Consider the following 21,278-nt stretch of genomic DNA (forward strand, 5'->3'; position numbering starts at 1 on the left):
CGAGTATTGCCCAGTCCCGAATCCATGGAATAGCGCGGACTGTTGCAATCCCCGTTCTCAATTCCTCCCAGTCCCCAATCCAAGCGTCCCTGATCCCCAGTCCCCGTGAACTACCGATACAGCGGTGATTTATCTATTCCTCCAACGTGATTAAGAGGCCAAAAGCGAATGACAGCACGTCCGATAACGTTCTCGCGGGGAACAACACCCCAGCAGCGGCTATCATAGCTACTGTTACGGTTATCTCCTAATACTAAGTATGAATTAGCTGGTATGGTGACCGGTTGCGATAGGAAAGGTGGTTGCTGACCTGATGTGCAAACATCAATAGCTGTACGCTGCCCAGTTGCTAGGTACTTGTTTTCTGGCAAGGCTTTGTTATCGATATAAACTTTGCCATTCCTCAGTTCTACCTTTTCTCCTGGTAAGGCAATCACACGCTTAATAAAAGCATCTTGATATTGTTCTTTTTGTAACTCTTCCGTAGGTGAAAAAACTACAATATCGCCTCGCTGCGGGTTAGAAAATTTATAACTTAATTTATCGACAATAATCTTGTCTGCCTCCCATTGGTTTGGAGTACCGTGTAGGGTTGGTTCCATCGAACCAGAGGGAATCCAACGCGCTTCAGCAACAAAGGTGCGAATTCCTAGGGCTAGGACGATGCTTAATACAACCGTCCTACTGAGTTCTGCAAGCCAAGAAGAATTACTGGGTTGTGGGTGGGGAGAGTTGTTATCAGACACTTGATTTTGCATGAAATTACAAAAGTAATGGCAATAGAAGCAGGTGATTCACTTGCCCAAGCAGGGATGCTGTATTTTTATCTTAACTTTCTTAACTTTACAATCAAGCTGTTGAGGTTGTGTAGCCATCTTGACAGGGTTCTCGGTTAGTTAAGAAGAATAAACTTTCTTGTAACAAACAACACAAAGGCTCCTTTGAAGAGTTCAACTAAGTTTAACCTATAAGGATAATTATGTGTTACGCTCAGCTATTGTTTTAACGCAGTTGACCGCATGTCATCTCCTACGAGTTTGCTGATTCGTCGCGCTCGCATAATTCTACCCAATGGTGAATCACTCCTTGGGGATGTGCTGACGCGCGATCGCACGATAGTTCAAGTTGCACCAGAAATTTCCGCTGCAACGCCTACCAAAGAAATTGACGCACAAGGGTTAACTTTGTTGCCAGGCGTAATTGATCCACAAGTCCACTTCCGGGAACCAGGACTGGAACACAAGGAAGATTTATTTACCGCTAGTTGCGCTTGTGCCAAAGGGGGAGTCACCTCATTTTTGGAAATGCCCAATACGCGACCTACAACCACAACCCAGCAAGCTCTTGATGACAAGCTACAACGAGCATCACAAAAGAGCTTGGTGAATTATGGCTTTTTTATCGGGGCAACGGCAGAAAATTTGCCTGATTTACTTCAGGCAAAGCCAACTTGTGGGATCAAAATTTTCATGGGTTCAATGCATGGACAGTTGCTGGTTGACCAAGACGCTGCACTAGAAGCTATATTTTCTAAAGGCGAGCGTTTGATTGCCGTTCACGCTGAAGACCAAACGAGAATTAATGAACGCCGCAAGGAATTCGCTGGAATTCATGATCCTGCAGTTCATTCCCAAATTCAAGATAATCAAGCAGCGCTTCTGGCAACTCAACAGGCATTAAGACTTTCTAAAAAATACCAACGTCGTTTGCATATTCTGCATATGTCAACGGCAGAAGAAGCAGACTTACTGCGTCAGGATAAACCAAGTTGGGTGACAGCAGAGGTGACGCCTCAGCATTTACTTCTTAATACCAGCGCGTATGAGAAGATTGGCACTTTAGCGCAGATGAATCCACCATTGCGATCGCCCCACGATAACGAAGTTTTGTGGCAAGCTTTGCGTGATGGCGTGATTGACTTCATCGCCACAGATCACGCGCCGCACACTTTGGAAGAAAAAGCTCAAGAGTACCCAAACACTCCTTCTGGGATGCCTGGTGTAGAAACTTCGCTGCCTTTGATGTTAACAGCTGCAATGCAGGGAAAATGTAGTGTTGCTCAAGTGACTCATTGGATGTCACAAGCCGTAGCTCAAGCATATGGTATCCCAAATAAGGGGGCGATCGCTCCTGGTTATGATGCCGATTTAGTGCTTGTTGATTTGAATACCTATCGCCCTGTGTTACGCGAGGAATTGTTGACTAAGTGTCGTTGGAGTCCTTTTGAAGGTTGGAACCTCACTGGATGGCCTGTGATCACTATAGTAGGTGGTCAGATTGTGTATGAAAAAGGAAAAGTACATACACACGTCCGGGGCCAAGCTTTAACTTTTAGTCATTAGTCAAGCCACTGGGCTTCGCTTGGTGCAGTCAACAATCCAGAATCGGGACGAGAGGCAGGCAAGATGTCTGCCTCCACAAGAGGTAGCTGGATACTTTTTTATTGGCAAGTCCTTAACAGGGATCAGCAATTTCGCGGAATTCAGTTAAAAATTGCGCTGGGTGATTCATCTTGGGGAAACGCCACTGAGTAAGCCTTTGCAGCCACAAGTGTCAGCTTTTGAACGTATTGAGTAGAGGTTTCTTTACTCAATACGTTTTTATTTTATACAAACTTCATAAAGTGCTTAGTAAATCTACGTATATATTTGCTTACATAGGTAAGGGAGCTAGCAAATATCAATGCTGGAATTATCTCCTGTTAAAAAATTTTGCCAGTGAGGTTTGGTAATTAAGATGACAATCTTAGTTAATCTAAGTGATGAGCGTGGTAGTGGTAGATTTGACACTCCCACGGCTAACACATTCGGATTCTTGGCTGCTTGAATCCACTTATACGATTTTGGATTTTAGATTTTGGATTGTGTTCACAAAGTAGCATCTCGTAAGTCCTAAAGGACGTGCCCTCTCGGTGCGCAGCGTCTGGTAACAGGAGAAGATAAACAGTTTTTGGTAATTGCTTTTAGCGCTTCCGAAAGCCGCAATCATGTTTCAATTGGTATCACCATGCTGTAGTTGGCGATAGTTCTCGACAACAAGCATTTTGCTTTATTACCAAACCTGTTACCGTGCGCCCCACGCTAGGGAACGAATTACATTTGTATCGAGGCTATTTCTTCGCTTATGGTGCAATTATGCGGCGTAATTTCAGCTTGACGAGTGCCTTCATCTGCATAAGTCAAGCGCACATCAAGATAACTATCTGGTTTGTAGGGCATACGTTCTGCCCACTCAATTGCCACAATTCCTGGTGTGATCTCAACACCTTCCCAGTAGGTTTCTAGGTTTAAGGCGGCGACTTGTTTTGGTTCCAAACGATATAAATCGAGGTGGTAAAGGGGAAGGCGTCCTTCCATGTACTCGTTAATAAGGGTGAAAGTTGGGCTAACAATTGGATCGGTGATACCTAAACCTTCCCCTATAGCTTGCACCAAAGTCGTTTTGCCAGCACCTAAATCACCTTGAAGTAAAATAACATTGCCAGCATTCAGCGATTGACCCAGAGTAATTCCAAGCTTTTGCGTCGCGGCTGCATCTGCCAAAAAAATTTTGCTCATTACTCATATTATTAGGCAATAGTCAAGAGTTTTCTGCTTGTTCTGTATATCCTCACTTTCCATGATGAGCTCCACTATACCACCGCCACAACACTCGCGCCAGTCGTTGGGGGTTGTGACGCACGCAGCCTGTTTCATCTTCATGCATGACATTAGCGAGAACAATCCGCCGCCCCAACTGGGCTATGGCTTCTCGATCCAGGAAAACAGGATGCGATTGTTGTTGGGCGTAGCGGATAAGTGCGCGGGGACTAGGAGATTTTTTATGTACCAGTACAGCATTAAATAGGGGTCTGCCGCAAGCAAGATCAATCGCCCGGATGTGGTCAGCAACGGTGTATCCCTGAGTTTCTCCAGGCTGTGTCATGATGTTGCATACGTAGATACGCGGTGCTTCCGAGGCGGCGATCGCATCAGCAATTTCTGGTACCAGCAAATTAGGAATGACACTGGTATAAAGGCTGCCAGGACCCATGATGATGTAATCGGCTTCTTTAATTGCCTTAATGGCGGCTGGCAAGCCGGGAGGATTTTCCGGAATGCAGCCAATCTTGACAATACTACCACCGGCTTCGGTAATTTTAGATTCTCCTTGTATGCGGCGACCATCGGATAACTCAGCCCAAAGGCGCACATCGCTGAGAGTTGCTGGCAGAACTTGTCCCCGGATGGCTAGGACTTTGGAACTGGCGGCGACACCTCTTTCCAAATCGCCAGTAATATCACTCATCGCCGTCAAAAACAAATTGCCAAAACTATGACCTAGCAACCCCTCTCCAGCCTTAAAGCGGTACTGGAACAGTTCTGTCAATAGCTTTTCTTCATCAGCCAGTGCAGCCAAACAATTGCGAATATCTCCAGGTGGGAGGACGCCAAATTCCTGGCGTAACCGCCCTGAAGAACCGCCATCGTCAGCTACAGTGACAATGGCGGTAATATTGGCGCTATAAACTTTCAAGCCTCTAAGCAATGTGGAAAGTCCCGTACCACCACCAATTGCGACAATTTTTGGTCCCCGGTGCAATCGGCGATGCGCCATGAGGACATCAATAAGTTCCTCATCGCCTTCTGATCGCAGTACCTGAGTAATTGAACTGACTGTCCGAGTTTGTCCCCATAAAAGCAACAGCAAGCCGCCCAGTACCACCAAAGGTCCGCTGATGTAGTACGGTACAATGTCTGTGATGAATCCCAGAATGCCCCTCAAAAACTTAATTGCCCAAAAAATTGGCGTTAGCCTAATCCAGATAGCAAATCCCAGACTTGCTAAAATTACACCTCCAACACTAATTAGCAACCATCGTTTCACCGATAGCCCAGGAGATAACCACTTGAACCACTGGTTAACTCGATGGGAAGTGCGACGACGTGACTGCTTTTGCAAGGCGTTGAGGGCTTGTCTGAGAAAACCGATTGACATACCTGATCCAGAGCAGTGCTACTAACAATGATTAACAGAAAATGTACACTACCTGGTTTAAACCCAAGAAGTGTGGAATTATTACATTTTTCAATCTCATTAGACCAAAAGTGCGTAGTCTAAGTTGCCAGTATGCCGAGTGATTACGCCTTTTGGTCAACACAAACAAAAAATCAATGGAACAGCGAATTTTAGGAATAGATCCAGGACTGGCAATTTTAGGATTTGGGGCGATCATATGCCAAAAAAATCAAAACAGCGTGCAACATGATTCAGTAAACCTACTAGATTTTGGTGTCATCAATACGCCGGCTGGCACGGAAATTGGACAGCGGCTGTGTACCTTATACGACGATTTGCACACCCTGATCAAAGAGTTTCAACCTGAGTTGGTAGCAATTGAAAAACTCTTCTTCTATCGTATGTCAAATATTATCCTCGTGGCTCAAGCTCGGGGAGTCGTCATGTTGGTATTGGGGCAGCATAACTTACCGACTGTAGAATTTACCCCTGCCCAAATTAAACAAGCGTTAACGGGATATGGTAATGCTGACAAACAGGAAGTCCAGCAAGCAGTGGCGCGGGAATTGAATTTGGATACCATACCTAAGCCAGATGACGCGGCGGATGCATTGGCGGTGGCGTTGACAGCGTGGTTTCAGATTTAGGTTTTTGACATACTCCGAGCGCCTGAAGGCATGGGGATTCTAGGCTCAAGCAGTGATTGCAGCTCTTAACTGTCTAACATCACCTAAAGAAAGCGTTTTTGTTGCCCCAACTGCACAAATATTCGCGCGCTGCGTTCTCGTCTCTGTCGTTTACTGTATGGCAGGACGGATAACGCCATCTCCGTGCCCGAAGCGCTTTTCTTGTGCTAACGTGCAACAAGAGCATCGATAATGAATATCGAACAAATCTTTGGACTTATCGCTTAAGGCAACGAGATTGACACAGAGCGTTTTTGACATCCTCACCGCCCTAAAAGTGCGGTGATTCCTCACCACGTCAGCAACATACTACAAGCAGGAAAACTGATCGCTGAATGGGGTTGACGCTTCAATGAGAACAGCCTGGAACCAGGTCTTACACTCTCTCCACGTCCGTTTTAAGTCTCGGAATGCCCGGACGCGACTAACCGACTACAAACCATTGAATGCGTGACTTTTTCCTCTGGGGTGGATTTATGTTTACTACCATTGCCCGTTGGTTTTTCTCTACGCCTGCTCTCATCGTAGCTGTTTCAACGCGTCTTGAGCCTAGAGGGGGATTGTTAACTCCAAGTGTATTTTACCACAAAGCCGTCAAACGAAGGACGGGGCTTGTATCCCATTAATTTCGGTCACTGAGAAGTTTTGGCGACACAACCTACTACTTTGGGGAACACAATAAAGTCTAGACTATTAAGAACCCTTAGACGAATAGGATGCGTCATGCCGACCTATCGATCCAAAACCTCGACCCAAGGACGCAATATGGCCGGTGCCCGCGCGCTCTGGCGCGCCACCGGAATGCAGACCGCGGATTTCGAGAAGCCCATCATTGCGATCGCCAACTCCTTTACCCAATTCGTACCCGGTCACGTTCACCTGAAGGATCTGGGTCAATTGGTGTGCCGTGAAATTGAAGCCGCGGGTGGGGTTGCCAAGGAATTCAACACCATCGCCGTGGACGATGGCATCGCCATGGGTCATGACGGGATGCTCTACAGTCTGCCCTCGCGCGAGATCATCGCTGATTCGGTCGAGTACATGGTCAACGCCCATTGTGCCGACGCCCTGGTCTGCATTTCCAACTGTGACAAGATCACCCCCGGTATGTTGATGGCAGCCCTGCGTCTCAACATTCCCGCCGTATTCGTCTCCGGCGGTCCCATGGAAGCTGGCAAGACGAAGCTCTCGGACCACAAACTGGACTTGGTGGACGCCATGGTGGCTGCCGCGAACGACAGTATCAGCGACGAGGTTGTCGAAGAGTATGAGCGTTCCGCCTGCCCAACCTGTGGTTCCTGCTCGGGCATGTTCACCGCCAACTCCATGAACTGTCTCACCGAAGCCATCGGCCTCGCCTTACCAGGCAACGGCACCGTGCTCGCAACCCATTTCGACCGGAAGGATTTGTTCCTCAACGCCGCGCGCACCATCGTCAGCATTACCCGCCGCTACTACAGCAGGACGATGAATCGGTACTGCCCCGCTCTGTTGCTAGTTTCAAAGCGTTCGAGAATGCCATGATGCTGGACATCGCCATGGGCGGATCCACCAACACTATTCTGCACTTGCTGGCCGCCGCCCATGAAGCCGATGTTGATTTCACCTTGACCGACATCGATCGCCTCTCGCGCCAAGTTCCACAACTCTGCAAGGTGGCACCGAACACACCCAAGTATCATATCGAGGATGTCCACCGGGCTGGCGGCATCCCCAGCATTCTCGGCGAGCTCGATCGGGCTGGTCTGCTCCACACGGACTTGCCGACGGTTCACAGTAAGACGCTGAAAGAAGCGCTCGATCGCTGGGATGTCATGCGTACCGATGACGAAGCCGTCCATACCTTCTTTAAGGCTGGCCCTGCGGGTATTCCAACTCAGCAAGCGTTCAGTCAATCGACCCGTTGGCCCTCACTGGACCTGGATCGGGAAAACGGCTGTATCCGCAGCATCGAAAACGCCTACAGCACCGAGGGCGGACTGGCTGTGCTATACGGCAACTTGGCTGAGCGCGGTTGTATTGTTAAGACGGCAGGCGTAGACGAAAGCATTCATGTGTTTGAAGGCAAGGCGCGCATTTATGAAAGTCAGGATGCCGCTGTCAAAGGAATTCTCAGCGATGAAGTGGAAGCGGGCGACGTGGTGATCATTCGCTATGAAGGTCCGCGCGGTGGACCTGGCATGCAGGAAATGCTCTATCCGACCAGTTACCTTAAATCCAAGGGTCTGGGCAAGGTTTGTGCATTATTGACCGACGGTCGCTTCTCAGGCGGGACTTCGGGACTCTCGATTGGTCATGCCTCTCCGGAGGCGGCGGCGGGCGGCAACATTGCTCTGGTCAAGGACGGCGATCGCATCCGGATCGACATCCCCAATCGCAGCATCAATGTGGAGCTATCGGCGGAGGAATTAGCCAACCGTCGTGTTGCCATGGAAGCGAAGGGCAAAGATGCCTGGAAGCCTGCGCAGCCCCGGCAGCGTCGGGTGACAGCGGCGCTCAAGGCTTATGCACTGCTGGCAACTAGCGCGGATCAAGGCGCGGTACGAAACCTGGAAGTGCTCGAGTAGAGACACAAAAACAGGGGTTGTGTCGCAAAAACAGGTTAATGGTAAGGTGGGAAAGCCTATCCTTGCCTCCCCACCCTCCTAGCGTCTTGAAGAGAAGACGTTGGCGCAGCCATCGCTTGTTTTTTCTACTTTCTTCTTATGCACTTATTGTCTTTCCTGTCAATGCGTAAGTTCTACATCTGATGATTTTACTCTGATGATTTTACTCAAAGCGCAAGGCTATTTTACAATTTGCCCTCACGACTTCTAGTTTAATAAAGAACTGTATTGTTTATTGAGTTTAATTGAAGGAGCATGACTGACTGCCTCGATGCATTTGAGCCTTTTGAGAGCCTTGTTATGTTTTGCTGTTGCTCCTTGTTTTGCATAGAGAGCAGCTGCCTCCCAATTATCTTTAATTGCTCCTTGCTTGTCTCTTAACTCGCAGCGAGCAATAGCGCGAATCATGTAGGCATCAGCCAAGTCAGGAACGAGACGAATAACTTGTGTATAATCTTCGATTGCTGCCTCATAATCTTTTAGGAAATAGTGGGCATCACCACGTCCTATGTATGCATCAGTATAGTTTGGATCAATTTGAATAGCTTGATTGTAGTCTTTAACTGCTCCTAGATATTGCCCGTTTCCGCTTTTTTTCTTTCCCTGATTAAAGAAGTTTTTTGCCTGATTTTGTTGAGAGTAGCTTTTTTCACTTTTTTGCTCTCCCTGATTAAAGAAGCTTTCTGCCGGATTTTTTGCGGAAAAGTTATAAAATCCCAATGCAGTAACTGCCAAAACACCAGCCGCAATAGGAACTGAGCGAGTGGATATGTTTGGAAATCGAAGAATTCTCTGAAAGAATTGGTGATAAATTAAACTGTTAATAGGTGCAAAAATTGCAGCTTGTTCTGCTATATTAAACTGTCTATGCCTTTGCTCTTGTTCCTCCTCAACTACTTCTCTAATACCTTGAGCAATATTTAGAAATGCTTCATCCTGATTTCTCCAAACTCTGCGATTAGTTACAGGTTCACCATTGCTTGGTAAATACTGTAGGTCTTTGAACGGTGTAGCCTCCCAGTGATCAATTTGGCGGAGTTTAACAGGGACAACACGGGCTTTTTCAGCATTGTACAGTTTCATAGCCCGCCTTCCAATTTCCCAGCCATCATCCAAATCCATAAAATCTGGACTAACTAGCAGAACAATCACATGAGATGTATTCAGGTATCGGTAATTTTCCTGCTTCGAGTTTCTTCCTGCTACTGATTGACATTTATACCAATCTATCTCCACTCCCTTCTGTTGTTTCAAACTACTAAGGTGTGTGTCTAGTTTTTCCCGCAGTCTTTCATCTTTGTAGGAGTAGTAAACAGAAATTTTCAAAGTTCTGGTAAATATCGAAAAGAAAGACATAAATGACAATTTACTTAAACTGCATCTCTGAATAAGTTATTAGTCTTAACTGCTTTAATGGTCAAAATTTCTAAATTTGCATTTAAGGTAATTCGCCCGATAGTTTGCCAATTTCTTCTGCAAATTCTTCAGCAATGGTAACGAAAGCTTCATTTTGGCTTTTCCAATATCTTCTATCAGTTACAAACTTGCCATTCTTAGGTAAAGGCTGGAGATCACCAAGCTGAAACCCACCAATTTTAAAGCTTTGCCAGCCGGCAATTGAACTGAGGAGTACAGGAATAACCAGAGTTCCTTCGTCTTCTCGTCTTTCCATTGCTCGCTTAACCTCATAGTTAAGGTGGTAAACCGAAGAAAGAAAATTCCGACTAATAAGTAGGAGAATTATAGGGGCTGAGTTCAGATGCTGATCAATCTCAATCTTCTTATTTTTTCCTGGTGCAATTTTACTTTCATACCAAATTTTAATAATACTTTGTGACTCCAAAATACTTAAAGACTTTTCTAGTTCCTTTCGCAGTGGTTCATCATTTGAAGAGTAAGATAAGAAAACTTCCATCTTCTCTACATTTGCTTGTTTCCAGTTCTCAGATGCTAGTAAATCTTGCGGCTGCGTGTAGTTTACTTGAGTTTGGGTTTCCTGCTTTATATTAGATGTACTACTAGTAAATTGCGGCTCGGCAACACTATCGGCAAAAAATGGAGGAGTTGTATTTGCGTTTTCCGTCCACAACTGGTTTTTGCTCAGCAGTTTTGGAGTTAAAGACTCTGGAATACCTGCGGCTCGGATGACTCTACAGCCTAGTTTATGGGCATATTCAACAGATTTTCCCGCTCCCAAAGCATCGTAAAAACCAACGGCAAATTCAATTGCCGCCTTATCGCCTATTTCTTTGCTCATGCCAATGACGTAATCAATATGTTGCGCGATCGCCTTCGCTTGAATCTCCGAAAAACAAGCATTGAGTAATACACACTTTACGTGTTCTGCAAACAACTCAAACAATCCAGCTAGCGCCTCTGCATCTACTAACTTTTCTTGCCCTATTTCATCCTCAAATACCAAACCCTTTTGTCCAGATCCATGTCCTGAAAAATGGACAATCTGTGGCTGGAAGTACATGATTTCTCGATGAATATCTCTGTAGCGCACTGCTGCTGCCAATTCAATTTTAAATTGGTCGCGTCCTTTTGATTGTCTTAATCCATTCTTTATTTCGCGCAACTCTTCGTCTAAACGCAGTCTGCTTGTACCTTTCGGATTCGCTGCCAAAATCAAGATTGTGTTGACTGGAGTTCCACTATTCATCTAAAGACTTTATCGTAGATACGATTTAGCACTGAAATTTTCAGTTAATTTTTCTTGTGTCGATCTGACTTGGTAGATATCAAGTCACTCAAAGCCACGGAGAAATCTAAATCCTGGATATTACATATAATTACATACAGCAAGCCGCAAATTCCAGAGGAACAGCAACTCAAAAACTTTCCATTTGATCTTCTCAAGTCAATTTTCTTTACAGCTATTTTCAGTTAATTGAACCACAGATTTTTGTAGGGGCACGGCACAGAACAGCCCCTAAAGCGTGGTTTATTTACTTGAAAAGCGCTGTAAGTGAGTGACATAAGCTGCTACTGTAAAATATTTGTCAAATAAAACAGCCTTGGCTCACCCATCACCGTCAACTGTTCCCTAAAGGTTCCACCACTACCCTCTTCTCAACCTCATCCACCTTAACCCGCGCCAACCCAAATTGCTCAATCACCCAAGCATTCGTCGTCAAGTGCGTACTCACCTCAGGCACTCGGTACTCACTCCTCGTTGATGCCAAAGCCGCTGGCAATAATAACTGATCCGCCAAATGTTCATCTACGGGTGCGCCTGTTTGATGAAACTTCAACAGTTCCTCGCAAGCCATATCTGCTACTTTGTCTGCTGGCAAACCAATGCGCCCTAACGCACCAAACCCAGCTAAGCTATTCTCGTACTCAGCAGTGAGAAACAAACCCGCCCCTGGTGCCACACCTTTTGCTCGCAATGGCTGCACAGATGGTTTCAATTGGGCTTCACGCAACACATTCTCAGCACGACTCGCCATCCTCTGGGGAATGTGAGAAGGTAATTCCGTGACGACTGCTAACCCCCGCACCTGTTGCAAGTCGCCGCGTTCCACCAAGTTGATCCCGCTAATGCTACCACCACTTATTAACAACTGCACTTCTCCACCACCTTGGGGATACCACCCCCAAGCCTTCAGTTCCACCTCAACTTGCACACCCATGCGTTGCACAGTTGGTAAATAAACTTCTTGAATGTAAGTTATGGAAGGGCTGTGGGTGACGTGAGTTCCGCCCCGCAGCGTCACTGTAGAGACGTTGCATGCAACGTCTCTACATCCTGTTGCGAGTACCAAAGGCAAGAGAACAGTCTGCAACACTAAACCCACAGCACCAGCAGAACCGCCTTCCCGCGCTTCGCTGACATCAAAGGTATAATTTCCCGCTTGTACAGCACTACCAGGAATAAACTCCAGCGCCGTTGAACCCAAAGCATCCCCTTGCACTTTGGCGTTACAAATTGCTGCGGTGGCGCGAACCGCTGTCAAGTGTTGTGCTGCTAGTCCAGGTTTTGGGCGTCCGGCGCGGATGTTCCCGATCCGTATTGGGTGACCAGTAATAGCAGCTAGACTTAGGGAGGTACGGAGAATTTGCCCGCCTCCTTCTCCGTAGGAACCGTCAATGTGAATCATGGACAATTTGAGATTTTGTATTTTAAATTTTGGATTGTCCCCACGATTTTTGAATCAAACCACAGATGGACACAGATAAATCTTCATCGGTGTTTATCTGTGGTTTGTTAATTGTGTACCTGCTGCGGAGGAGTTTCACGCTTCGCTTCGCGTACCCGTAGGGGATATTTTAAATTCCAGTACCTTGCTCTTGCCAGGATTCATTAACCCATAGGGGTCAACCATTTCCTTAAACTTCAATTGCTCGGGATCAATCACTTTTCTCCCACCGTCTTCAATAATATATGTGTGGGGATTGGCAATAAACACACCGCGCTCTTCGTGATAGCGGATAATTTCATTGAGGCGTTCTTCTGTAGAGTAGCGCACAAGTTGCAAAGCTGCAGGAGCGATCGCACCGTTGACTCGAATAAATTCCAAATGCATCATCACCTCATCCCCAAAGTGGTGATACAGTTGCTCTACCAGTTGTAAAGACGCGCCAGGTTTCGTCTCTACATTGGCAGGGAATATACTTTGCAAGTAGGTGATTGAAGTATCTACAGTCCGGGCGTGTAACGTGGTGTGGTTCCAGGTAAATTCCCCTAAATGCGTCCCTCTTGCTGCATCAATAGCTGGTTTTTGATATGTAATCTTACCGCCATATTGCTGTACTAACCCTGGCAATAATTCTAAACTTGGTTCGGCAAGCATCAGTAAAGCGGCGTGAGTTCCATCAGGAATATACTCTCGCAGAGGTGCAAAATACTGTGGAATTGGGGATGCAAAAATGCTAATCTCTTTCTTAATCATCCCATCGGCATTGGCTAAAGCTTGACCAAAGCTTGCCGCCGCCATAAATTCTGGGAAGGTAACAATCACTTCTGCCCAAGGGTAAGCGGGTCCCAATGGGATTTCGACTTCAGTGATAATACCATTGATGCCCCAGGCATGGTTGACTTTTTGCACGTCGTCGCCGCGTAGTTCAATGACACGCGGTTCATCTTCCATCGTCACGACTTGTAAAGCCAGAAGATTGCCGCGATCGCCTAACAAACCATATTGTATCGACCCTATTCCACCGCTACCACCTGCTACAAATCCGGCAATCGTTGCTGTGCGGTAAGTTGAGGGTGCCATCCGCATTTCCCAACCTATTTCTCGTGCTTTTTTATCCAACGCCGCCAACTTTACCCCAGCTTCAACCCGCGCGACTCCTGGTTTCACCCAGGGTATTTCTTGCATTCGCGTCATATCTATAATGACGCCTCCATGTAACGGTACGCATTGCCCGTAATTTCCCGTTCCTGCACCGCGCACTGTGACGGGTACTCTGTGTTTCACGCAAGCTGCTGCTACTTTTAACACTTCTTGTTGGTTCGCAGGACGCACAACGAGATCCCCAACTTTTCCTTCGAGTTTGGGTACGAGTACTGGGCTGAAGGTGTGGTAATCTTGGGATAATTTTGCGACTTGTGTAGGCTCAGTAATAATTTCAATACCTTCTAAGGAAGCAGTGAGAGCATCTAAATCAAATGATTTTACGGGTGTTGTAGTCATAGTGAGAATTTTCTAAAAATGGAACCACAGATGGACAACGGACACTTGCGGGACTCGGGGGGAACCACCAACGGCGCAGTGTCCTCCAGATGGACACAGATAACAGTCATCTGTGTTCATCGGCGTTCATCTGTGGTTTTAATTTTCATGTTTGACTGCACTTTCGTGCCATTTACTTAATATAAGGTCAGATAAGGCACTCAAGCTCACAAAAATCAGAACACCTAAGCCTGTTGTGAGAAATAATGCGGCAAACATACGGGGAATTTGTAAGTTGTAGCTGGAGATGAGGATGCGATAAGCAATTCCTGCTTTTGCCCCACCAGTACCAGCAACAAACTCCGCAACGACTGCACCAATTAATGCTAAACCACCACTGATTTTTAAGCCGCCCAGAAAATAAGGCATGGCACTGGGTAAGCGGAGATACAATAATGTTTGCCACCGGGAGGCTTTGTACAGTTGAAACAAATCAAGCAAGTTGCGGTCAACGCTGTTGAGTCCTAGTGTGGTGTTAGAAATGATGGGAAACAGGGCAACTATCCAAGCACAAACGACTAGGGCGGCAAAAGTGTTATTTTTTAGCCAAAGAATGATCAGGGGCGCGATCGCCACAATTGGTGTTGTTTGTAAAATGACTGCGTAAGGAAATAAACTTTTTTCAATCCACTTGCTTTGGGCGAATAATATCGCAATCAATAAGCCAGAAATAGCAGCAGCAATGAAAGCAAAAATAGTAATTTGTAGTGTAATTAATAACGAGGGAAAAAGCTCATTCCAATCAGTAATTAGGGTTTGAAATACTAATATGGGATCGGGGAGTATATAGGGAGGCAAATTTGTTATCCGTACAAAGATATCCCACAGAACCAGTGCCAAAAAGCCGATTGCCACAGGTGCCAAGACATCAGCAGAAATAAATTTTGCAAGTATCTTTTGTGTTTGAAGGCGACGGATGAACAGCATAAGCAATTCAAAACTGCAAAATTGAATTTTTGGGATTGCCCATTGCGAACGCTAGATGTTTAGCAACCTTGTGGCAATATTCGTTGTATGCTGAGGACATACGAAACGCCTCACTACGCGGGTGTGGTGCATCAATTATGACATCTGCTACTATACGTCCGGGGCTTGTCCCCATGACAAGAACCCGATTTGATAAATACACTGCTTCGTAAATATTATGTGTCACGAAAACGACTGTCCAGTGGTGTAGATACCACAAATCTAGTAAGTCACGGTTGAGTTTGCTGCGCGTAATTTCATCCAATGCCCCAAACGGTTCATCCATCAACAGGATATTCGGCTGAGTGACTAATGCCCTAGCAATTGATACCCGCATTTTCATCCCACCCGATAACTCGCGAGGATAACTTTTTTCAAACCCTTCTAACCCTACCAGTGCAAGCGTTTGCTGCACCAAGGGAATTGCATCTTTCCTGGGCATTCCCGTTAATTTCAAGGGTAAGCGGACATTTTCCCTAACATTTGCCCAAGGCATAAGTGCGGCGTCTTGAAAGACAAAGGCAAGTTTTCGTGCTTGCTGGCTGATACCCCAGTCAATACTACCAGAAGTCACACGTCCCAGTCCGGCAATGAGGCGCAGCACTGTGCTTTTACCACACCCAGAAGGACCAACTAAGCTGACAAACTGTGACTCATGGATAACGACATTTAGGTCTTGCAAGGCAACGGTGCCATTGGCATAGACCTTGCTAACATGACTAAGGGTAATGGCGGAATTAGCCATCTGGTTGTTAGTTGTTAGTTGTTTACTACTACCCAAATTCCACTCCCCACTAACGACTAACCACTCCCTTATTGACAAATTGCAAAGTAAATGCTTCTTTGTATTTTGTATTGGGTTGAAAAAGTTTAGCCTTGATCATGTCCTGAAACATTGTATCCCAATGCTCCTCGGTCATTGCCCCGATCCCTTGTTTTTCTGCTGCTCCAGAAACGAGTAAACCATATTCTTTGAGCTTTTGAATACTATAAGCAAGCTGCTCGTCTGTCATTTCTGGGTTATCTTTTTTAATAAGTTCATTACCAGGAGTTGGATTGTCTAAGTAGCTGTACCATCCCTTAATTGAAGCATCGACAAACCGCTGCACTAAATCTGGATTTTTCTCGACAAGTTCTTTTTTTGTCTCAATTGTGGTTGCGTAAGGTGGATAACCAAAATCTGCTAATAAAAACACTAGAGGCTTAAATCCACCCTGCTTTTCAATGGCGAAAGGTTCTGAGGTAACATAACCCTGCTGGGCAGAGTTTTTGTCAGTCAGAAAAGGTCCGGGATTGAAGTTATAGGGGCGCTTTTGTTCGTCGGTAAAACCGTACTTCGCTTTAAGAAAGGGCCAAAAGGTGACATTGGCAGCAGCAGAAAGATAAATTGGCTTACTTTTAAGGTCGGCAAGAGTTTTCACTCCTGTGTTAGGGTGAGCAATGAGACACTGGGGATCTTTTTGAAAGATTGCCGCTACAGTCATTTTAGGGATTCCTTGAGCTATGGCATTGACTGCATCAATGCCATAGCCCATAAAGAAATCTACCGCACCACCCATCAACAACTGCGTTCCACTGGGAACTTGGGGACCACCCATTTTAATGCGAAGATCCAAGCCGTGGTCTTTATAAATACCAGTCGCGATCGCCTGATAAAATCCCCCGTGTTCTGCTTGCGCTACCCAATTGGTACCAAAGGTGACTTTATCCAAGCCAGAGTTTTTAGACTCTGCTTGGTCGTTCTTGGCACAAGCAGCAATGATGCTACTACCAATTAACACTGAACCAGACTGGATAAACCGGCGACGACTCAGGGTATGAATTGCTGTTGATGAGCGTGGTGACGGATTCATATTAAAATTTTGCTTTCTTTGCTCCTAGTGCTAGTTCAATCGGAAAGTGCATTCCAAAATCAATTTTTGATTGACTTGGGAATAAGGCTGAATCTCCAAAGCACGGTGAAATGCTCTGATAGCTTCAACGTACTCTCCCATCGCGACATAACACAAGCCTAGACCGTGAAGTGCGCCGAAATGTACTGGATTGATTTGGATGACCATTCGACAGTCTATGAGAGACTTTGAATACTCTCCAGTGGTATAATAAAGAAATGCTCGGCGATTCCAAGCTTCGGCAAAATCTGGTTGGTCGTTAATAAGTTCTGTCAGCAAAGCTTCGGCTTCAGCTATTTCTCCAGAATCCATTAACTTTTGACTGCGTTCAATCATGGAGAGTCCATGAACTCCCTTTTGTTGAAACCAGATACGCCAGATTTTCCTGGTCGCTTGGTCGCGGACTGTTTGCTCGGGATTTTTCAAGTCTTCAAGTAAGGAATCGATAAATAAAGAATCCATGAATTCAAGGTCGGTGATAGTTACTTTGGATCAAATTTCGCACATTATTATCTAAATGATCTAATTAATTACTAAAAAATTCTGATTCCTGAGTACCAAGAACCCAATACGTGCAACACAGAAATCCCACAGGAGGTTTCCCCCGATGGCAACTGGCGTTGCTGAGTCAAATTTTAGAAATTCAAAAAATGCGACAGCACTCATTGCTTAGAACAAACGAACAATGAAATTAAAAATTAGCAATTAATTTACTATCTTCTGTAGTCTGTAATACGATCGCTCTATGATTCGATATTTAGAGTCATTAGTGATGGGTCATTAGTATGCCATACTTTTACAAGTCACAACTATGCTGGTAGTTGTAGAGAAATCGCTAATGACTAAGAATTGATAAAAAGTAAGAGAAAAAGAAACGACTATGCCAAAGCAAAAAAGCGTTTCCAGGCATATTGTTCTCACTTCGCATCCCAGTCGCTTTGGTCCTAAACCGATTCCCATCCAATGGGGAGCAGTCGATCCAATGCAACGCGGTCCAGTAGTTGCCACCCTGGTTAAGCAGGCACACCGCAACGTGATTGGCACCCACTCTGGTGGTTATGCGATTTATAGGGCATTAGCGGTGGCTAGCGGAGCACTTCAGTCAGATCACAGGGCAGATCTTACCAACACATCTCCAGTAGAATACATTGGACCACACCCAAGCTGGTATGAGCCAGATAAAATTGTCTCGCTTGACCCGTTTGGGGCGATGGTTGGTGAGGTTTTTGCATCATACTGCGCACAGGGATATGACATTCGTCCTACGATCGCCATCACAAACGCGCACATCAACTTACCCGAATTACAAGAAGCGGTGGCAAAAGGACGCTTGCAGGTTGATGGCAAGATTATGAAACCTGGTGGCGATTTAGTGGTCACTAAAGCCGCAATTGAACCAGTTTGGTATTTACCAGGAATTGCCAAACGGTTCCAAATCACCGAAGGGGAGTTACGCCGCGCTTTATTTGAACAAACTGGGGGAATGTTCCCAGATTTAGTGACGCGATCTGATTTGGAAGTATTTTTGCCGCCAATCGGAGGTACTGTCTATATTATCGGAGATATAGCAGCCCTGACTGACCCCGATAAACCCTTAGCAGTACGCGTACATGATGAATGTAACGGGTCTGATGTGTTTGGCTCAGATATTTGCACCTGTCGCCCCTACTTAGTACATGGTATAGAAGTTTGCGTACAAACGGCACAAGAGGGTGGTGCAGGTGTCATTGTCTACTGCCGTAAGGAAGGGCGTGCTTTGGGAGAGGTAACGAAATTCCTGGTTTACAATGCCCGCAAGCGTCAAGAGGGTGGCGATCGCGCTGATTCCTACTTTGCCCGCACTGAGTGTGTGGCGGGCGTGGAAGATATGCTGGTTCCAAGAACTGATGCCCGATGTGTTGCACTGGTTGGGCATTACCCGTATTGACCGTATGGTATCAATGAGTAATATGAAGTACAACGCTATTACTCAGTCGGGAATTGAGATTGTCGAACGAATACCAATTCCAGAAGAGTTGATTCCCCAAGATGCCCGGGTGGAGATAGAGGCGAAGAAAGCAGCCGGTTATTACACCACAGGAGAGGTGTTGGATGCTGACAGTTTAGCTGCGGTCAAGGGACGTTCTTTAGTAGATTGAGTTCAAGGGGATAAGGGGGACAAGGGAGACGAGGGAGACAAATCAATTCACGCATTCACGCATTAGGAGTCTCTTCCTCATCTTCCTCATCCTCCTCATCTCCCCTGGGGGTGTATCGATATCAGGAGTCAGTAAGAATGGAGATGCGAACCGCCAAGACGCCAAGGACGCCAAGAACAGATGATCAAGAGCTGGTTGCTTATTTGCGATCGCCTGATGCTATCCGGGAACGTTGTGGGCAACTGTTTGCGTTGGCAGTTGAAGGTAAGTCGCATCACTTTAGTTGCGATTTGACACGGTTGCCAAAAGTGGCTGATTATGTATTAGAGGTAATGCAGGAACAATACCCAGATTTGCAAATTCCTTTTCATAGCCGCTGGCGGCATTTTGAGGCTGGGGGTGTAGCGCGTTTATCTCGGTTGGATGAGCAGTTAGCCGGACTAACGCCTTTAGAGAAAGCTGTTGCCAAATTTGATTTGGCGATAATCAGTGTATTATTGGATGCGGGCGCGGGCTCACGTTGGTATTATCGCGAACGGGAGACTCAGCTAAGTTTTAGGCGTTCTGAAGGTTTGGCAGTTGCCAGTTTCCAGATGTTTTGCGATGGAACTTTTTCTAGTGACAAGCAAACAGCACCTTTGCAAGTTAATGCTGAAAGATTGCAAGCCTTAACAGAACAAGAACTGGCAGATGGGTTTGGTGTGAATGCAGAGAATCCTTTGGTGGGAATTGCTGGGCGGTTGCAGTTGTTGCAAAAATTAGGTCAAGCCTTACTTTCTTCACCTCATTTATTTGGAGAACAAAACCCCCGCCCGGGTAATTTGGTTAAATATTTAATAGAAAAATCTAGCAATAACCGATTAGCTGCTACCACAGTGTTGGGTGCAGTTCTAGAAGGACTAGGTGATATTTGGTCTGGACGAATTGAGGTTGCTGGGATTAATCTGGGTGATGTTTGGTTTCACCCAAGTGTTGCTGATGATGGCTTAGTGCCATTTCACAAACTGTCCCAGTGGCTTACCTATTCTCTGCTAGAGCCTGTAGAGGAACTTGGTTTGGAAATAACAGATTTGGATGCCCTCACTGGATTAGCAGAATATCGCAATGGGGGGTTATGCCTTGACTTGGAACTCCTGCGCCCTAAACACCCAGAAATTTTGCTCAAGCCTCATCCAGTTGGATCAGAGGTTATAGTTGAGTGGCGTGCCCTAACCGTGATGCTCTTGGATCGCATCGCTGCCACAGTACGCGAAAAGTTGGGCATGAGTGCCGAAGAACTGCCACTGGTGAAAATCCTGCAAGGTGGAACTTGGACAGCGGGGCGAAAAATAGCTGCTCAACACAGAAAGGGTGGTATACCCCCCATACAGATAGAAAGCGACGGCACTGTATTCTAGCTCTGGGCAGTCATTAGTCACTTTATCATTAGCTTTGGAAAAAGCAACCGACCAAAAAGCTAATGACTGATACCTCTTTTCTGGGTGTCCTTGGCAAGCGAACGGACAGTTGCACGCCCGTCGCTCGTCTTGTGGTTGCATAATAAAACATTTAGAGCTTATGTACAGTCAAGTCATAATAATCGAGCATCCGTTGATTCAACACAAATTGACGCTCATGCGTAAAGCCGAAACCACCACGGCAAAATTTCGAGTCTTAATTAAAGAGATTAGCTTGCTGTTGGCTTATGAAGTTACGCGAGATTTGCCTCTAAAACATGAATTGATTAAAACACCACTAGCCCCCATGAAAGCCCCAGTGCTTGCGCCAGATAAAAAGCTGGTGATTGTTTCTATCCAACGGGCGGGACAGGGAATTTTGGATGGGATGCTGGAACTTATACCATCAGCAAGAGTGGGACACATTGGATTATACCGTGACCCCAAAACCCTAATTCCCGTTGAATATTATTTCAAAGTTCCTCAGGATGTGGATAAGCGAGATGTGTTGGTGGTTGATCCGATGCTGGCAACTGGCAACTCAGCAGTAGCAGCGGTTGAACGCCTGAAATCAACTAATCCGAAGTCGATTCGGTTTGTTTGTATACTCGCTGCACCAGAAGGTATTGAGTATTTCACCGAAGTACACCCTGATGTCCCTATTTACACTGCGGCTATTGACGATTATTTGGATGAAAGCGGCTACATTATTCCTGGATTGGGAGATGCAGGCGATCGCTTGTTTGGCACGAAATAAGCTGATTTGTATTCAAATTGTATAGTTTTACGTAAAAAAGAAGGTAAAAGGTAAAAGTTAGAAGGTAAAAAATCATATTTTTCCTTTTTCCTTCTTATATCAGGTTCGGTTGATT

18 protein-coding genes and 1 pseudogene are annotated in these 21,278 nt (G+C 45.9%); 7 read left to right on the forward strand and 12 right to left on the reverse strand.

The window, feature by feature from the left end; genetic code table 11:
* Positions 1–110: 110 nt before the first annotated feature.
* The gene (gene lepB, locus V5G28_RS34130) at positions 111–758 is read right to left on the reverse strand and encodes a signal peptidase I (RefSeq protein WP_332989001.1); all 648 of its coding nucleotides are present in this window, start codon (positions 756–758) and stop codon (positions 111–113) included.
* Between the two features lie 261 nt (positions 759–1,019).
* Between lepB and V5G28_RS34135 the strand changes: the two genes are divergently transcribed.
* Positions 1,020–2,342 (forward strand): dihydroorotase, encoded by a 1,323-nt coding sequence (locus V5G28_RS34135; RefSeq protein ID WP_332989003.1) that lies wholly within the window; start codon positions 1,020–1,022, stop codon positions 2,340–2,342.
* A 750-nt stretch (positions 2,343–3,092) separates the two neighbouring features.
* Here the strand turns inward: V5G28_RS34135 and tsaE are convergent.
* Positions 3,093–3,557 (reverse strand): tRNA (adenosine(37)-N6)-threonylcarbamoyltransferase complex ATPase subunit type 1 TsaE, encoded by a 465-nt coding sequence (gene tsaE, locus V5G28_RS34140; protein ID WP_332989005.1) that lies wholly within the window; start codon positions 3,555–3,557, stop codon positions 3,093–3,095.
* A gap of 52 nt (positions 3,558–3,609) precedes the next feature.
* Positions 3,610–4,977, reverse strand: a complete 1,368-nt coding sequence (locus tag V5G28_RS34145; protein ID WP_332989007.1) for a gluconeogenesis factor YvcK family protein — start codon at positions 4,975–4,977, stop codon at positions 3,610–3,612.
* A gap of 176 nt (positions 4,978–5,153) precedes the next feature.
* Here V5G28_RS34145 and ruvC point away from each other — a divergent pair, with 176 nt between their 5' ends.
* Positions 5,154–5,645 carry a crossover junction endodeoxyribonuclease RuvC gene (ruvC, locus tag V5G28_RS34150; RefSeq protein WP_332989009.1) on the forward strand — a complete coding sequence of 164 codons (492 nt, stop codon included), beginning with the start codon at positions 5,154–5,156 and terminating at the stop codon, positions 5,643–5,645.
* A gap of 150 nt (positions 5,646–5,795) precedes the next feature.
* Here ruvC and V5G28_RS34155 read toward each other — a convergent pair whose 3' ends face one another.
* Positions 5,796–5,945 (reverse strand): hypothetical protein, encoded by a 150-nt coding sequence (locus tag V5G28_RS34155; RefSeq protein WP_332989011.1) that lies wholly within the window; start codon positions 5,943–5,945, stop codon positions 5,796–5,798.
* Between the two features lie 462 nt (positions 5,946–6,407).
* On the opposite strand from V5G28_RS34155, the gene V5G28_RS34160 reads away from it, so the two are divergent.
* Complete coding sequence (locus V5G28_RS34160; protein ID WP_336231531.1) at positions 6,408–7,208, forward strand: dihydroxy-acid dehydratase domain-containing protein; 801 nt, start codon at positions 6,408–6,410, stop codon at positions 7,206–7,208.
* Complete coding sequence (locus tag V5G28_RS34165; RefSeq protein ID WP_336231532.1) at positions 7,205–8,251, forward strand: dihydroxy-acid dehydratase domain-containing protein; 1,047 nt, start codon at positions 7,205–7,207, stop codon at positions 8,249–8,251. The genes V5G28_RS34160 and V5G28_RS34165 overlap by 4 nt, the downstream gene beginning before the upstream one ends.
* A 246-nt stretch (positions 8,252–8,497) precedes the next feature.
* On the opposite strand, the gene V5G28_RS34170 is transcribed toward V5G28_RS34165, so the two are convergent.
* From V5G28_RS34170 to V5G28_RS34205, 8 genes are all read right to left on the reverse strand, one after another.
* Positions 8,498–9,646 carry a tetratricopeptide repeat protein gene (locus tag V5G28_RS34170; protein ID WP_332989016.1) on the reverse strand — a complete coding sequence of 383 codons (1,149 nt, stop codon included), beginning with the start codon at positions 9,644–9,646 and terminating at the stop codon, positions 8,498–8,500.
* An 82-nt stretch (positions 9,647–9,728) separates the two neighbouring features.
* Positions 9,729–10,955 (reverse strand): toll/interleukin-1 receptor domain-containing protein, encoded by a 1,227-nt coding sequence (locus V5G28_RS34175; protein ID WP_332989018.1) that lies wholly within the window; start codon positions 10,953–10,955, stop codon positions 9,729–9,731.
* 373 nt (positions 10,956–11,328) lie between these two features.
* Positions 11,329–12,396 carry an RNA 3'-terminal phosphate cyclase gene (gene rtcA, locus V5G28_RS34180; protein WP_332989020.1) on the reverse strand — a complete coding sequence of 356 codons (1,068 nt, stop codon included), beginning with the start codon at positions 12,394–12,396 and terminating at the stop codon, positions 11,329–11,331.
* 135 nt (positions 12,397–12,531) lie between these two features.
* Entirely contained in the window at positions 12,532–13,935 is a 1,404-nt protein-coding gene (locus V5G28_RS34185; RefSeq protein ID WP_332989022.1) for an FAD-binding oxidoreductase, read from the reverse strand.
* A 138-nt stretch (positions 13,936–14,073) separates the two neighbouring features.
* On the reverse strand, positions 14,074–14,901 hold the full coding sequence (locus V5G28_RS34190) for an ABC transporter permease (protein WP_073628697.1): 828 nt from the start codon (positions 14,899–14,901) through the stop codon (positions 14,074–14,076).
* Positions 14,902–14,908: 7 nt separating this feature from the next.
* A complete protein-coding gene (locus V5G28_RS34195) occupies positions 14,909–15,685 on the reverse strand; it encodes an ABC transporter ATP-binding protein (RefSeq protein ID WP_332989025.1) in 777 nt (258 codons plus the stop codon).
* Positions 15,686–15,734: 49 nt separating this feature from the next.
* Positions 15,735–16,793, reverse strand: a complete 1,059-nt coding sequence (locus tag V5G28_RS34200) for an ABC transporter substrate-binding protein (RefSeq protein WP_332989027.1) — start codon at positions 16,791–16,793, stop codon at positions 15,735–15,737.
* A 30-nt stretch (positions 16,794–16,823) separates the two neighbouring features.
* Positions 16,824–17,294 (reverse strand): tetratricopeptide repeat protein, encoded by a 471-nt coding sequence (locus V5G28_RS34205; protein WP_096563249.1) that lies wholly within the window; start codon positions 17,292–17,294, stop codon positions 16,824–16,826.
* Between the two features lie 418 nt (positions 17,295–17,712).
* Between V5G28_RS34205 and V5G28_RS34210 the strand changes: the two are divergent.
* From V5G28_RS34210 to upp, 3 genes and pseudogenes are all read left to right on the forward strand, one after another.
* Positions 17,713–18,970, forward strand: a pseudogene (locus V5G28_RS34210) (GTP cyclohydrolase II).
* A 137-nt stretch (positions 18,971–19,107) separates the two neighbouring features.
* The gene (locus tag V5G28_RS34215) at positions 19,108–20,367 is read left to right on the forward strand and encodes a URC4/urg3 family protein (protein WP_332989030.1); all 1,260 of its coding nucleotides are present in this window, start codon (positions 19,108–19,110) and stop codon (positions 20,365–20,367) included.
* Between the two features lie 160 nt (positions 20,368–20,527).
* A complete protein-coding gene (upp, locus tag V5G28_RS34220) occupies positions 20,528–21,163 on the forward strand; it encodes a uracil phosphoribosyltransferase (RefSeq protein WP_073628656.1) in 636 nt (211 codons plus the stop codon).
* The last annotated feature ends 115 nt before the right edge of the window (positions 21,164–21,278 follow it).

This window comes from Scytonema sp. PRP1 (assembly GCF_036697665.2).
Lineage (GTDB): Bacteria > Cyanobacteriota > Cyanobacteriia > Cyanobacteriales > Nostocaceae > Kalymmatonema > Kalymmatonema gypsitolerans.